General features: G+C 31.5%; 17 protein-coding genes. 15 read left to right on the top strand and 2 right to left on the bottom strand.

Annotated features, from left to right (window positions below; genetic code table 11):
- Positions 1–616: 616 nt before the first annotated feature.
- The 4 genes from BAQ44_RS09505 to BAQ44_RS31005 all read left to right on the top strand — a co-directional run bounded on the left by BAQ44_RS09505 (position 617) and on the right by BAQ44_RS31005 (position 2,203).
- Entirely contained in the window at positions 617–1,168 is a 552-nt protein-coding gene (locus BAQ44_RS09505) for a hypothetical protein (protein ID WP_000876892.1), read from the top strand.
- Positions 1,169–1,245: 77 nt separating this feature from the next.
- Complete coding sequence (locus BAQ44_RS09500; protein ID WP_000217376.1) at positions 1,246–1,566, top strand: ArsR/SmtB family transcription factor; 321 nt, start codon at positions 1,246–1,248, stop codon at positions 1,564–1,566.
- On the top strand, positions 1,556–2,017 hold the full coding sequence (locus BAQ44_RS31390) for a hypothetical protein (protein WP_000995823.1): 462 nt from the start codon (positions 1,556–1,558) through the stop codon (positions 2,015–2,017). Before BAQ44_RS09500 ends, BAQ44_RS31390 begins: the two co-directional genes overlap by 11 nt.
- A 27-nt stretch (positions 2,018–2,044) precedes the next feature.
- A complete protein-coding gene (locus tag BAQ44_RS31005; protein ID WP_169833823.1) occupies positions 2,045–2,203 on the top strand; it encodes a hypothetical protein in 159 nt (52 codons plus the stop codon).
- A 208-nt stretch (positions 2,204–2,411) separates the two neighbouring features.
- On the opposite strand, the gene BAQ44_RS09490 is transcribed toward BAQ44_RS31005, so the two are convergent.
- Positions 2,412–2,858, bottom strand: a complete 447-nt coding sequence (locus BAQ44_RS09490; RefSeq protein WP_000620148.1) for a GNAT family N-acetyltransferase — start codon at positions 2,856–2,858, stop codon at positions 2,412–2,414.
- Between the two features lie 531 nt (positions 2,859–3,389).
- Between BAQ44_RS09490 and BAQ44_RS09485 the strand changes: the two genes are divergently transcribed.
- Entirely contained in the window at positions 3,390–4,034 is a 645-nt protein-coding gene (locus BAQ44_RS09485; RefSeq protein ID WP_000856971.1) for a hypothetical protein, read from the top strand.
- A gap of 109 nt (positions 4,035–4,143) precedes the next feature.
- Here BAQ44_RS09485 and BAQ44_RS09480 read toward each other — a convergent pair whose 3' ends face one another.
- Complete coding sequence (locus BAQ44_RS09480) at positions 4,144–4,842, bottom strand: response regulator transcription factor (protein ID WP_071721517.1); 699 nt, start codon at positions 4,840–4,842, stop codon at positions 4,144–4,146.
- A 788-nt stretch (positions 4,843–5,630) separates the two neighbouring features.
- Between BAQ44_RS09480 and BAQ44_RS09475 the strand changes: the two genes are divergently transcribed.
- The 10 genes from BAQ44_RS09475 (at position 5,631) to BAQ44_RS09435 (ending at position 14,171) form a co-directional block, all read left to right on the top strand.
- Entirely contained in the window at positions 5,631–7,163 is a 1,533-nt protein-coding gene (locus BAQ44_RS09475) for a primase C-terminal domain-containing protein (RefSeq protein WP_000438661.1), read from the top strand.
- A gap of 383 nt (positions 7,164–7,546) precedes the next feature.
- Positions 7,547–7,708, top strand: a complete 162-nt coding sequence (locus tag BAQ44_RS31000) for a hypothetical protein (RefSeq protein ID WP_000896208.1) — start codon at positions 7,547–7,549, stop codon at positions 7,706–7,708.
- A 67-nt stretch (positions 7,709–7,775) separates the two neighbouring features.
- The gene (locus BAQ44_RS09470) at positions 7,776–8,129 is read left to right on the top strand and encodes a hypothetical protein (RefSeq protein ID WP_000137769.1); all 354 of its coding nucleotides are present in this window, start codon (positions 7,776–7,778) and stop codon (positions 8,127–8,129) included.
- A gap of 69 nt (positions 8,130–8,198) precedes the next feature.
- On the top strand, positions 8,199–8,564 hold the full coding sequence (locus tag BAQ44_RS09465; RefSeq protein ID WP_071721516.1) for a DUF2538 family protein: 366 nt from the start codon (positions 8,199–8,201) through the stop codon (positions 8,562–8,564).
- Between the two features lie 271 nt (positions 8,565–8,835).
- Positions 8,836–9,129 carry an AbrB/MazE/SpoVT family DNA-binding domain-containing protein gene (locus tag BAQ44_RS09460; protein ID WP_001165986.1) on the top strand — a complete coding sequence of 98 codons (294 nt, stop codon included), beginning with the start codon at positions 8,836–8,838 and terminating at the stop codon, positions 9,127–9,129.
- A 15-nt stretch (positions 9,130–9,144) separates the two neighbouring features.
- The gene (locus BAQ44_RS09455; RefSeq protein ID WP_001200537.1) at positions 9,145–9,564 is read left to right on the top strand and encodes a type II toxin-antitoxin system VapC family toxin; all 420 of its coding nucleotides are present in this window, start codon (positions 9,145–9,147) and stop codon (positions 9,562–9,564) included.
- A 225-nt stretch (positions 9,565–9,789) separates the two neighbouring features.
- Positions 9,790–11,061 carry a ParM/StbA family protein gene (locus tag BAQ44_RS09450; RefSeq protein WP_071721515.1) on the top strand — a complete coding sequence of 424 codons (1,272 nt, stop codon included), beginning with the start codon at positions 9,790–9,792 and terminating at the stop codon, positions 11,059–11,061.
- A gap of 60 nt (positions 11,062–11,121) precedes the next feature.
- Positions 11,122–11,688, top strand: a complete 567-nt coding sequence (locus tag BAQ44_RS09445) for a hypothetical protein (RefSeq protein ID WP_071721514.1) — start codon at positions 11,122–11,124, stop codon at positions 11,686–11,688.
- Between the two features lie 1,054 nt (positions 11,689–12,742).
- Positions 12,743–13,072, top strand: coding sequence for a hypothetical protein (locus BAQ44_RS31385; RefSeq protein WP_000251190.1), 330 nt, complete (start codon positions 12,743–12,745; stop codon positions 13,070–13,072).
- Positions 13,073–13,610: 538 nt separating this feature from the next.
- A complete protein-coding gene (locus BAQ44_RS09435) occupies positions 13,611–14,171 on the top strand; it encodes a hypothetical protein (protein ID WP_000523417.1) in 561 nt (186 codons plus the stop codon).
- Positions 14,172–15,260: the final 1,089 nt, after the last annotated feature.

Below are 15,260 nucleotides of genomic sequence, written 5' to 3'. Positions count from 1 at the left end.
CCCCCAGCCCCCGTTACATCGGGGGAGCTACCCTCGCCGGTAGGCAGGCCAAAACGAAAGGTTTTGGCAATGCCAAGAGGGTATTGGTGTAGTGAAATTGTCAACTCCTTATCCTCCCTCCCGTCGCCTTGCTATGGTCAGTCCGGTACCGTTGACAATGCCCCAGTGTACATGTCTTCGACTTTTTAAGTTAACCTGAGTGTACACAAAAACCTTATTATAACTTAGGTTAACAAAGTTAACCTGAGTTAACTTGATGGAGTCGCTATACCATATGATGTCTGCTAATATCAAGTCAACTAGTTTATAAGCTAGTTTGTCTTGAAATGATAGAACATGTTCGAGAACGTGTTCTATCATTTTTTACAGCTGTTCTTTAGAAGAACGTAAGTTGTTCGCAACTCAAATGCTAGTGGTTTCTTTTAATTTGAAAATAGTTACACATTTATTTATTATTTATTGTTTATAATTAAAAACGATAAATAATAAATATATTTTATTGAATAACATATACCAATGTGGTATAATTATATATGTAAGGAAGAGAATTTAAAGGTTCTAAAGTCAATTGAAATATAAAAATCAGTATATCATTATAATGGGATGGTGAATTTAAGTGAAGTATCCAATATGTCCGTATTGTGCAAGTGAACAAAAAATAAGAAATGGAGTTCTACTACCAAAATGTGATTTTTGTGGTGCGGATCTTAGAGATAAAAATACAGGTTGTCTTCGCCTAGTAAGTGATAAGGGAGAAAGGTTTAACTTTCAAAAAATGAAAACTAATATTTTCGAAGAGCATGCGATGCAATCAGTAGAAATATTAAAAACATATCATAGTTTTGATTTATACATTTTATTAAAAGAGATAAGAGAAAAAAGAGAACTTTTATATATGGGGTATGAAATATTTTTAAAAGCAGCAAAGCAGGACATTGAATTTGAAAAAAATGCTGAAAAAGAGTTACTTGTTTTTAACGACTGGACTAGGCGCATGTATGTAATTGAAAATATTTTAATAGAAAGACAAGGTTATTTTCCTTCTAATATAACTGATAAAGTCCTTCAATACATGTGGGATCAAATGAAACATTCTAAACAAAATAAGATGATTGTACATAGAAATAATTGTAATGAACCTAATCATATAAATACTGATTGTGTTTAGAAATAAATAACATTATTTTGATATATAAGAATTTAATAATGTTAAAACGATAAATAAATAATAAAGGAGAAATTCTAATGACAGTGCTTCAAAATCAAATGAAACAAAAATTAATAACTGAGGAAAATATAGATATGCTAAAAATTTTAGCGCATCCGGTAAGACTACAAATAGTCGATGTTTTAATGCGACATAAAAAATGTAATGTAACACAATTAGTGGAGTTATTACATATCCCACAATCAACGGTATCACAACATCTATCGAAAATGAGGGGAAAGGTGTTAGGATCTGATAGAAAAGGACTGGAAGTTTACTATTTTGTTACTAATGTAACTGCACAAAATATAGTTCGAACTTTATGTGAAAAAAAGGAGCATGGGGAAAATGAATTGTAGATATTGCAATACATATATAGATATTAATTTATGTGGAACATGTTCTTTTTGTAAGCACAATTTTACAGAATGTACGATAGGGCCTAAAAAAATAAAAAGATATGTAGATGAAAATGATGCTGTACAGCCTATAGAAGTATTAAGAAAGTATCATACATACGATCTAATAGTATGTTTAAAAATTATGCGAAAAAAGAAATCAGATTCATATTCATCGTTAGTCCAAGCTAATCATGATACGGATAGTACAAAACATTTAATTAAAGAAAAAAAGGAATTATATAGATTTTGGAAAAAGAGAACTTGGATAATTGAAAATTTACTTATAGAAATACAAGGCTATTTTCCTGAAAGAATTACTGATAAGTATTTAAATGAACTATATAGTCAATGTTTTAAGTCAAGTCAGAAAAGAAGTAGGGAATTGTTGTCTAGATGTGTATCCTTGTAGTTTCAGTAATTATAGAAGGTGAATATAATGAATAAATTAACATATAAAGCAATTTTAAAGAAATATAATCCTGGCACAAACAAAGCAGGTCGAGAGGTTCGTTCAATTACATTTTTTGCTAAAGATATTAAAGGGGTAGCGTCAGGAAAATGCGTATTTACAACGCTAAGGAAGTTCCAATCATAAAAAAAGCCGATTTCCAGTCTCTCAAGGAATCGACTTTTTAATTTAGATTGTTGAACTAAAGCACCCTTTAGTTTAAGTGTAACTATTCACAAAACAAGAATACAAAAAGGGCTAGCAGCTGCCAACCTAAAACGTTCTATCTATTTGAAATATACTTTTAGCTATTCATCACTGCTGTTAGGTAATGAAACTGGAATATATTTGACACCTATTCTTTCACTATTGAGAGCCTCATAACAACTTCGTTTCCTTCCATTTCTCCCGTTTCTGAAAAACCAACTTTTTGATAAAGTTTTTTTGCCACTAAATTTTCTTCAACATAATTTATTTGGATATAGTCGAATAAATTTTCTTGCTTCAAAAATTCTATAGCTTTGTTTAATGCTTCTTTACCATAGCCTTTTCCTTGATATGCACTCCCTAACATAAATCGCCAAATCTCTACTTTCCTATTTTCTATTTTATAGTCAAACATTATAAATCCTACAATTGTATCATCATTATAAATAGCATAAGGCTTGGCTCTTTCGTAAAATACCCAGGCTTGTGCCAACGATCTCATATTTGATGAAACAAAGTTTTCCTGTTCTCCTACAAGTTCTAAGTCAAAAACTTTTTGGTAGTTATCAGCGTTTATTTTCTCTAATCTAATCATCTTATACATCTCCGAGTTTTGTTTAAATACTTGTTCTTGCGATAATTATAACATAATTTAAAAGACTGGGCAGGGGTTTATATATAACACTAAAATTTGTTGAAGTCTTAATATATATTTTAAATAACTTGCCTTTCACTAACCTGCCCCATTAGTTTAAGTACATTTTTTCACAATCTCAATAGAGTAAGCCTATTGGTACATAATTAAATTATCGTTAAATTAGGACTTCATAATTTCTCATAAGACTTGTATCAAAATGCTTAACGTTGTAAATCCGCATTTTTCTGACGCTACCCCTTAAAGAAGCATGGAATAAAGCTTCTGATGAATTTGAAAAAGAAAGAGAAAGTAATGATACTATTGAGGTTAAGTTTATATAGTATTGTCTTCAGTTTGTTATTATGCTACTATGATTGATGGTTTAAGCTTTTTTTCTTATAGTTTGTTATTTTATCCTGGATTAAAACATCCAGGAATTTTTTTTTAATATTTAACTGGATAGATTTGGCAAAAAAGAGGTGGTATCAAATGAAGACACAAATGTCATTTAATATTTATATTGATCAAATAAATGATTTTACGAAAATCGTTCCTGAGACTTTACGGGCACATACAATCTGTAAGTTTTTAAAAAAGGAGTATATTCCTTCTAAAATATTTAATGCATTTGAAGGTGAAGGTGAAGCTTATCAAATAAGAATGGATAAAAGCAGTATTAATAAATTAGATGAAATGGTCAAAATAGCAAATGAAAGCGGATTAAACGCTAAAAAAGACGTGAATCGATCAGCTATTATGAGAGATGTGTTTGAACAATTCATCAATAAATATAGACATATAAAATTTCCAAAGCCAGAACGAAAAAGGACTTTGCTGCACGTCGAAGCTGGTACAATAAGCGAATTAGCTAAATATATAGATAGTTATGAAAGAAATAAAACTATAGAAGAGTTTATTGTACAGGAATACAGTGGACCAAATATAACAGCTAAAGAATTAAAGAAACGATTACGTACTGAATCAGAATTAATTCCTATTACCTTGGATGCAACAACCTTTTTAATCTTGGATGAAATTGCAGAGGAATTTGGGGAAAATGTTAAACGGGCACACATTTTAAGAGATGCAATAAACCAATTATCACAAAGATTTAATGCATCTCTAAATATGTAAGTGTAGGTCAAATAAATGTTCTATATAAAATAATATCCAGGTTTATTACATCTGAATAAGCAATAACCAATTAAAAATTTTAGAGGGGGGATTAATTCCCCTAATCCACTTAATCTATTTTAATCCATCCTTTTTTTAATGCTTTTAAAACGGCATTAAGTCGATCTTTTACTTCTAATTTTTTTAGTATACTTGAAACATGATTTTTTATTGTTTTATCACTTAGTTCAAATGTTTCCGTTAATTGTTGATTAGAATACCCTTTACCTAGTCCTTCTAAAATGTCCCACTCTTTATTAGTTAGTAAACCGTCAGGTCTTCCAGTGTTATGCTCGTAAATTTTTAAGCGATCTAAATTATCTTTTGTATTATCTAACTTCGAAGAAGTAAAATCAGTGTGGAAGAAGGCAACTCCTGGATCTTCAATAGTTTCTAGTACACACATTAATTTATTAATCTCAATATTTTTAAGCAAATAAACGTCTATATCATATTCATCCATTGCACTAAACACATCTTCTTGTAGGCTTTTGTTTGATAATGCAATTATTTTTAATGAGTAATTATCCTTTAAACTAGATAGTAAAAAGTTTCTTCCTTCAATTGTTTCATAGTCTATAAGTAATATATGTGATGCACTATCTAGTCCTTTTTCTAGTAAAGTAGATTCTAATTCATTATAAGTAGATACATCCTGGATTTTTCGATCTAACTTGGCTTCTAATATTTGTTTTAGCCCAGCCCTGTATATTGGTTGATCACTCCAAATGATAATATTACTGTTATAAGGAATGTTTGTAGGTTCCATATCCTTATATCCCTCCTTTTATACTTTTAAACAACAATAAAATAACAATAGAAAAGTTATTAGACCCATATAAATATTAACACGTTTTGAGTGGAATTTAATTTTTTGAATATTGAAAAAGAACAAAAGTGAATTAGTACTATATTCTATTCATACAACTATAATCCTATAATAGTAATAAGATAAAAAATACTGAGATTTTGTGGAAAATGCAAGAATAAAGAGTTTTGAAAGGATATAGGTAGGTATATGGGGGTATTTTGATGAAAAACAACTGAATTTGGAGGGATATTCGGTTTATTTATTAGGTAAAAATAACTATATAAAATTATGTTTTTGTAGTTAAAAAGTTCTATTTTAGGTATAATGGTGAAGGATACGTATTGTAATTTGGATGATATTTTAGTATTATTAGTATCGAAGATAAATATTCTACCAATTTATTTCCCGAATTGGTTGTTTATATTTTAAATAAAGATAATAAATACATATATAAATAAAAAAATATAAAAAAAGACAAATAAAAAAGGATGATGTTTCCCGCATCATCCATCATAGTAGTGAGCAACCCCGCTAAAAGTCGAGCACTACAATTCGCAATATTTACATCATCATAATATCATGTTTTATTTTGTGTGTAAAGTATATTTAAAATATGATTCTATAATTTTTTGCGAATAAAGTGTATTCTAAATATTAGATATTCGAAGACTATCGAGTGTTGTTTACTGCTGTAAAAAAAGCAGAGAACAACACTTTTTTGTTGTTCCAAAAGGAGTAGAAATTTAATGGAACAAGTTAAACATATTTTAGAGCCTATAACAGAGTACACATCGCTTGATGTAATGCGTTTTATGGTTCATGGTGCATTATATGAAAAATCACCTAAAAGTTGGACAATGGATGATAGAAAGAGAGAAATGCAACGTGAAAGATTAAGAGAGGTTGGAGTTGTTCATGTAACTACTGGAAAAGAGCAACTTTCTACGGGACAAAGTATTGTGGTAAGTAGCTTTGAGACATTAGAACGCTTAAACAATCATTTGACACACTGGACACCACAAGTCTATATGTGGGGAAAGGCTAATAATGAAGGGCGTAATTTTGAGAACATTCGTTTCATTACATGTGTTGGAGTAGAAATAGATAAAAAAATTAGTCTTGAAGAAATTCATTATGCAGCAGCAGTAAATAACTTGCCATCCCCAAGCGTTATTCTTTCAACACCACGAGGATTGCAATGGTTTTATGTATTCTCTACACCATTTTTGACAGAAAAAGGCCGTAAGGCAGGTCGTTTTGTTTCTGAAGAAATTAAAAGAGCCTTTGTAAATGTCATGGATGCTAGTGAAGTAGAAGAAGGAACTACAAAGCCTATATTTGAATTAGAAGCGGATCTTGGGGCCTATTCGCTAGGGTATTTTAGAATTCCACGAGAAGATAATATCCTTTACTTTAATGGACAAGCATTGAACTCAGAATGGGCTTTAGCATGGGCTAAAGAACAATCTAGGAAGCATAAAAGACCAGCGGTTGCTAATACTTCTTCAAGTCGAATGTATAAAAAGGTTGGCATCATGGAAGATCCAGCAATTCAAAGTATTATAAATAACGTGTTTTTACGTGGATGTAAAGGCAAGCTAGGCCGTAATAATGCTGTATTTATTTTATCTTTAGCTATGAAATATGAAGGTAAAACAGAAAGTGAAATCATTGACAAGATAGATGAATGGAATTCTCAAATAAAATCACCATTAAAGCATACTGAGATTCTACGTACTGTTAGAAGTTCCATGAATGATAAATATAATGCACCTAAAAAGGATTATGTAGAAGAACTGGCAGAAATGAGAATGGAATTTGTCTTTGATATCCGTACACCAGCAAAGGAACGCTTAGACCGTCAGCAAAGCCATTATTCAGAATGGGAGCAAGATATTATAGAGATGATAGAGCAGCAATGCACGTCTGATGCACCTTATTTATGCGGATCTCTACGTGCTTTAGCGCAAAAAATTGGTGAAGAGTCACCAGTAGGGAAAGCAATGAATAAATCTAGCTTATCCGATGTATTAAAGGTTTCTAAAAAATTAATTGTAAAGACTAATGGAAAAAAGGGCAGAAATGCTCGTACATATATTACAACAAGAAGTGTATTACTGAAATCCAATAAACATAACTTTAAAGCCTTTTTATTAGGGAAATTAGCGTTCAATGAAGAAATCGAGAGTACTACACTTGAAGTACAATTTCAAGACCGAACAAGCGAATCTAAAGCAAATAAAAACAGTAGAAATAAACGCTCTGGGCCAGGGGGATAATTTTAAAAAATAAATGGCCGAACCCGTACATATATACCTATCGGTATAAGTTTGGTTTAGAGTCTCCTGTTATTAGGGAGTTCTATTTACTCTATTCCGTATATGGTTCTTGTTTTACTATTTACGTATGGTACGTGAAATTATACTAGGAGTACTCTTTATTTAGGAGTCTTTCTATATTTGATAGGCATGTATGGTTTTGTCTAAGAATGAATGGGAATGAAAAGTTGTTTAGAGCCCTGGGGGATGTTTGGGGAGATATTATTATGATTAGCAACAGCGGAGTTTTATGAGTTACTTCCTGATTGGTTTATTAAGTAAGGAGAAAAAGTTATTCTTGATATACTTACATGATTTTAAACACTAGAGAGGAGGAATCTATTATGGCATTTGTGATACGTGGAGAAGGTTTTATACTAACGGATTGTGAACCAGGAAAAGAAGAGCAAGAACTAGAATTTGAAACATATGAGGAAGCAGAACGCACGCTTGAACTTATACAATTTCCTATGAAAAAACCTAATGCACAAATAATTGAAATTTAATTTTTAATGTGACGGAAATACCGCCATATTGTGTGCTAGGGTGTAAAAAGAATGGAGGTGATAACATATGACTGAATTACTACTCAATGGAGAAGTCCTGGATTATAAAGATTGCGCAGAAAAGCAAGATGAACTATTTAATAAGTTAATACGATTTATAGAATTAAAGAGCCATCAAACAAGTAAGGATCGTGTAGAAGTTATTAATGCTTGTGATTATTGTGGACATGCATTACAAAAACCATATGACTCCTTTGCAAGTGAAGTAAATCCTTCCGACATGTGGACGATATCCATATTAGATGAAAATGAAGAGGACTGGGTATTAATCATGGGCGAAGATGCAGATTTCACTCAAGAGCAAGTACTGGTTTCTCGTTGTCAGGCATGTGGAAAATGGGAGATTTGTAACGATGGTTAAATATTCAAATTTAGTTCTTTATCTTGGAATAGGTACCTGAAACATATTCTAAACAAAGGGGAAATGAGTATGTATTATGCAAATGAAGATCATAAACGCAACTATTTAAGATTATTAACTGAAAGAGGAACTAAACACGGTGAAGATCCTGAATATGAAGCAGCATTTTATATCACTGCTTATCCTGAAATTCACAAGTGTTTTGACTGGAATAAATTTAAAACTGAGTTTTCTCCATTAGGAGCATTATTGAGTAAGCAGCCGGAAGAACGTGGCGTAAGTACGGCTGCTTTAACTAGTTCTACATTACCTCTGGTACAAGCAGGGCAATCGCTTTTCAATGGTTACAAAGTAGATTTATCTGATCTTGCTTTATATAACGAAGAACTGTTCAACGTTTTTATGCAAGCCTGTAAAATACGTGGCAGAATGTAAATGGAGTTTGAATCTCAATGTAAAGACTTTATTAGATTCTTTACATTGAGATTAGGTAAAGAATCAGAAAAACATCTTTACTTTTATTTTTGGTAGTAGTATAATAATAAGTAAGCAGAGGCACACTTAATACTACGTCAATTACTATATAAAGAAATGAACATTTAAATGTTCTGCTCATTTACAATTCGCTATAGGAGTATTAAGGATTAAATTACTGAGAAATAACAAAACGCAACACCTACGGAAAATAAAGAAGGATGTGTGTACTATGCAAATAAAAAATGAGAACAGAGGGTTAATTTCGTCTTCAGGTCAATTTACGTCTACTCTTTCTCAGAAAGGACAAGTCACAATACCAGCTAAGATTAGAGATTATATAGATGCAAAAGCAGGAGATCAGATTCAATTTGTGATTGAAGGAGACAATGTTTTTGTAAATGTAGTTAAAAAAAATTCTTTGTTGGCATTGTTTGGTGCTATGCCACCTAAAGCTGGTGAGCCGAATTTGTCTTGGGAAGAAATTAGACGTGGAGCTAAAGAAGAAATGATTTCCTCCGAATAAGGGAGAGTGCAGTACATGCAATACGTAGTTGATACTAATGTCATTGTAAGATTTTTGACAAATGACGATGAAGAACAATCAAAGAAGGCTTTTGAAATCTTCAAGAGAGCTGTTAATCAAGAAATTACATTATTTTTAACACCAATAGTGATAATAGAGTGTACCTGGGTTTTAGGTATGAAAAGATACGGTTATTCTCATGAAGAGATTGCCGATAATCTTACAACAATTATTACTTCACCAGGCGTTAAAACATTGGAAAGTGATGTAGTATTAAAAGCATTACATGAATATAAAACAAATAGAATTGATTTTGCTGATGCTTATTTAGCAGCTGTATCTACTAAGAACGGAGTTCCTTGTTTGACATGGAATAGCAAGGACTTTAAAAAGTGTACTGGCGTAGAGCATTATCGTCCTGATGATGTCCTCTAATACATATTGTGTACGAAATTACTTTTCAAGAGAAGAACACGTTACAGAACATGTTCTTTATACAAAGCAAGTAAATAATGTGTTCGTGGAGCGAACGACTACTGTTCTCTTCACGAACCATATGTTTAAAAGTTAAACATGTATACAAATTTTTTTATTATTAATTAAACTAGTTGATAAACTAGTTTAAACTAAACTATAAACTAGTTGTAGGAGGAAAATATAATGGTTGAGCAAATGCTATCTAATAATATGTTACTTGGTGGTTTTGATACAGGTAATATTAAAGCGAAAATTAGTTTCTTGAATGAAAAAGGTAATATTGAATCTTTTTCTGTCCCTACTGTAATCGCAGAAGCGCCACCAGCGAAAATAGATTTAAAATCTGCGCCTTCTAAGAAAAATGATTACGTAAATGAGAAAGACGAAGACATCGAGTTATTACATGTTCGTATAATTAGTAATTCTTTAGATGGTGATGCAAGAAGCAGAGCATGGTATGTGGGAGCATATGCTAAAGATCAAGAAGACCGTCAAGAACCAACTGTAGACGAAATGGGGAAAACGGAAGATAAATTTAGCCAGAAAAATAAGAAGTTACATTTGATTCCATTATTCACAAGTATGGCGGTGGCAGCAGCGAGAATTGGAAAAGAAGAAGTTTCTGTTCCTTTTAGTGGTGGAATGCCAATTGAAGATTATAAACTACGTGGAGAAGAACAAATTTTAGAAATGCTCTATGGAGAACATACTGTAGAATTTCTAGATGGTACATATGAGGGTAAAAAGATAAAAATTACGATTAATGATGGAACAATGAATGTTGAAGGTGTTTCCTCTGTCTTGGCATTACTATTTGACATTGTAAACGGTGAAATAGTGGAAGTTGAAGGAATGGATGCAGAAATTGGAGAATCATATGCTATCAATGATCTTGGTGCTGGTACTTCTGATAATGCTTTCTTTGAAGATGGAGAGTTAAATAAAAAATTATCTACAAATACGGATTTAGGAACAAATAAGTATATTGATGAAATTTTAAAGAATATAAAAGAGCGTTTCATGGAAAATGAGATTTTAAAAAGTTTCATGACAGATGAAATTGAGTCACCTTTTAAAACAAGAGAAGATTTTATCCAAAGGCTAGTGATGCCTGAAGTAGAGAAAATGATTGAAGATGATACTTATAAGCCGACATTTAGTGTGAAATGGGGCCCTGTAAAAGAGAATGTTACAGATATTGTAATGGATGGGATGTTAAAATATGCAGAAGATCAAAAAGCATCTCTAATGAAGTTTTGGTTTAAAACAAATGCGGATAAAAACATTGTAGTTGGTGGTGGAGTTTTATTTGGTTACGCTGGTTTAAGAGATCTGAAGGAACAAGATGGCTTTATTTTACCTAAAAACATTCAAGAGTCAGCATACTTTACAAGTAGATCATATTTAATAGCTAATCTATTAGAGCAATTAAATAAAGAAGGCGTTGAAGCATAATAGAAGGTGGATTCACACCTTCTTCCTTGCTATATAAGAATATGAAGTGTGGTGTTATATATGAGTAACGTCGGTTATGAGGCAGGTAAGGGAAGAACATTTACACCTTCTATAGATGCTAAATGGATTAATGAATTTAATGAAATGAAATCGGAATTAGGTATAAGTCGAAATAAACTTACTGAAAAATTAATTCAAGATGGTTTGAAGTTCAATAGAAATAGCGGTAGTACAGGAGCATTGTATATCCCGTTAACTACAGAAAATTTGTCTCAGGGCCAAATCGAAATGCTATCTAGTAGTATAGGACAAGAGATGCTATTAAATTTAGCTTTAACAATGATTGGTGGTACATCTGAGCTTAACAAAATAATTAAAACTAATAATACGAATGAGATGCCGATTTCGGATAAAGAGGACGATACTATAGGCGGTAAGGTTGAAGTACCATCAGCTCACATCGCTCAAGAAATCCCGTCTTCTGATATAAAGGGAAATAGTAATGAAAGTAATGTAAGTGAGCAAATAATAAAACCGAAGGTTTCAGAAATGGGTACTAAGCCAAAATCAGCAGCGCTTAAAGCTTTAGAAAAATACAATAAAATGAAAAGCGATATAAAAAATTAGCTATTAATAGCTAATTTTTTATAAATATAAATAAACTAGTTTATAAACTAGTTTAAACTAAATTGACAACTAGTTTAGTTTTCGATGTGATTTACACATAATAAATGTCGTTCCCCTTAAGAGCAACTAGTGTTCTTAAGGGGAAATATCTATACAAATATAATGCCACCTAGAACTCAGAATAAGAACACGTTCTCGAACGTGTTCTGGCAATATAGAGTACGGTTAACTGTTGTTCTTTGAGAGAACGCAAGGTGTTCTCTATATAAATTCTTGTAATTAATTCTTAACGTGGGTTTTTAGATGCTATTAAGAAGGAACAAAAGAAAAGACATACAAGGAAGAGACACCCTAAAAAGAGTTGGGAAAAATTAAAATCTTTCAGTCTGGAAAAAGTAGGAGAACAGATGCGAGATCAAGTCAACTAGTTTATAAGTTAGGTTGTCTTGATTGAAATGTTAGTAGTTGCTTTTAACTTGAAAACTGGTAGGGCTCATGGCACGGGATGTACGGCAGTTGCCTACATTCCGTAAGCCACCGCTCCACCTTTACTCAACTCGATAACTACAGATTGTAGAAAAAAGATTAGCTGGCAGCTGCAGCTAATCTTTTTTACAATCTGTACGTTCCTGAGTTTCGCTTAACAAGGTGGACGGAGCGTAAAATCCAAAGAACAAAAAATTTAATGGGTTACTCGCCCAAACCCAGCCAACGTTAACCCGTTGGATCGCTGTTTATTCCCCATAGCCCTAGCTACATTGGGTGTTTTTGCCCATCCCCTCGAAAAGGGGGAATAAGAAAACAATCTTTCTTAAAAAGGAAGATTGCCGTTTTGTTTAAGGTTTTTCTTTTAATGAATTTTCTTGTGCTAACCTGGTTAGAATATCAATTTCCTTAATAATAGCATCTAAATTTACTACAGTTGGGGATTTACTAAATTCATAACGTCCATAAAAATTGATATGCTGCCAGGCAATTGGTGAAATGTTCTTTAGTATGTATATTCCTATGTTATCCTATTATTAGATTAAAAAACTATGAGAGGGGAATAAAAATGGTTAGAGATTATTCATGTCCAATTTGTAAAAAAGGTTGTATTACTATTGAAAAAGAAAGAGTTGGAGAACCAGGATTCCGTGAGACAGAATATACTATATTAAGTAAGACTTGCGAATGTATAACGTATGATAGTGAGTCTATAGCTATGGCTATTATAGGAACTAACGGTAAGCTTACTAAAAATGAAGTTTGTAAAGATTGTGGTGAATTTGAGGCTACAGTAGAGTATCCAGTAAAACCTTGGGTAGGAGAATATAAAAATATTTGTTCGAATTGTTTTAAAGTGGAAATGGATCAAATGAAAGAAAAATATAGTAAAAATTAATTTAAGACGCGTAATGCGTCTTTTTTTTATAAAGAAAAGACACCCTAAGGTGCCTTCCTTCGACTTGAACCATCTTAATTTTAATAATATGTATCTCGCAAATATAATTTTACCATATTTAGTTATTTCACACATTGAGAAATTTTAAATATGGGTGTTTTTGCCCATCCCCCGAAAAGGGGGATTAAGAAAACGTCATTGTACCCACTTTTTATAAGAGATAGCACCAGACATTTTACGAAATTCATACAATTAGATAACAATAAAACTTTAATCAGCCCTCCCAAATTGTGCTCTTAAAGACAGTTAATCTACGATATAACATTATATCTGTATCCGTAATTAAATTGATAAATAAAATACAGAATATTAAAATTATTAAACTGTAAATATCTTGAAACAGCGGTTTTAAAGGTAATAATCGTTGGATTTCATTATTTTTCCGCTTTCTGAAGGGTATATATTTTTATAGCTTTATGTATTAAGATAGAGTTGTGCTAGAAAATACCGGTAAAAAAGCATAAATAAGGAAAAAAGGATGGGATTAAAAATGAAGACTGTATTAAGAAATATTGTATCGATGGCTCTTGTACTCGCTTTGTTTACAACTTCTTTCGCTGGAATCTCCAAAGCTCAAGAGATTAATAGTGAAGAAGAAAAATTAGTGCAAGAAGTAGCTGCACAATTGAAATTTGTTGTTGAAGAAGCTGCAATTAAAGATAAACATGGAAGAGTAGTAGATATTGATATTGATATGATAGAAAACAAATATGGTAAAACTGAAGAATTAGAACAATTGAGACAAGAAATCCAACGTGTAAATACACCACCTGGCTATGAAGATCCATTCAAACAAGAAACGGAAGCTGTAGATAACTGTATAGAAAGAAAACTTATAGCAAATTATAAAGAATTTCTATCAGTAGGCTTTATAGGTTCTATTATTGCTAATATTACTAACAAAGAATATGAATTAGCAGCTAGAAAAATGATCAGATTAGGCGTCAAAGGTAATTTAATTGGTTTAGCTGGGCAGCTTGCTTGGTATCTAGGTACATGTATATATGAAGAAGAAGGATGGACTGGGAAAACTTGGTGATTGATAAAAAACAACCTCTTATTTTCTAGAGGTTGTTTTTTTTGAAGAAAATAACCACATCATAATTTCAAAAAAACCTACTATAAATAGTGTTTTTATAAGGTTTTCAAACCAATTAAATTGATTATGATTTGCATAGTTAAAAGCTATTAATACAATATACAGTAGGACAATAAAAATTAACGGTCTCTTATATGTCAAACTCAAATTATTCACCCCTTAAATACTTACTTAGGAAAGTTACCTTAATACTATGTTAACCCAAAGCGCAATCACTTTCGATATTTTTCTATATTTCTCCACATTTGTAACACCCCCCTTTTTTAATAACACGTCCTCATAATAAATTTTCTTTGCTTGTTTATGCCTATTCACCGAAAAAGGGGGATAAGCTTAATCCATAAGAAATTTAAACTTGATGTCAAAAAATGCAACTTTGTGAAACAGCTTAAAATGTAGAGTTTTTCATTTCAAAAATACAACTTATTTATATTTGATACATGTCGATACAGTTATAGAAGATGTGAAACATATATTTTTAAGGGTAATCCAAATGATATTTGGGATATTCTGTATTAATACCCCTTTTCGGGGGATGGGCAAAGATACCCAATATATAATCCCACGTTTCTGCTGGAGTGTGATAAAGACTTTTTTATTGATCCAATGGATGGTTAAATCAAGTAAAACGCAAAAACAAACTAGTTTATAAACTAGTTTGTTTTTGTGTTTTATAATATAGTGGCTAATATCTTCTCTGTTTTTTTGTAAGAATGCTAAAATACACTTAAAATATTTTAATATCATGGAGGGTGAAAGTATTGTTATCTAACTTATTTATTTGGATTTCTTTAATACTATTTATAATTATTATGAAAAGTAAGATGCGACTATTATTTAGGATTCCTATAGCTATCTTTATAACTTTGCTAATTTTGTCCATTGGTGCTATTTATGAATTATATCCCAATTTGGAGAAAATTCAGGATGGATTAGAGGGGAATCAAGAAATTATTATTAGATGATGTTCCAATATGAGAAGAATTAATATGTGAATAACTGCATGAATATTATAAGGTGTGAAATACG

It is taken from the genome of Bacillus mobilis, assembly GCF_001884045.1.
GTDB classification, from domain to species: domain Bacteria; phylum Bacillota; class Bacilli; order Bacillales; family Bacillaceae_G; genus Bacillus_A; species Bacillus_A mobilis.
This window is presented reverse-complemented; position numbering and strand designations above follow the sequence as displayed.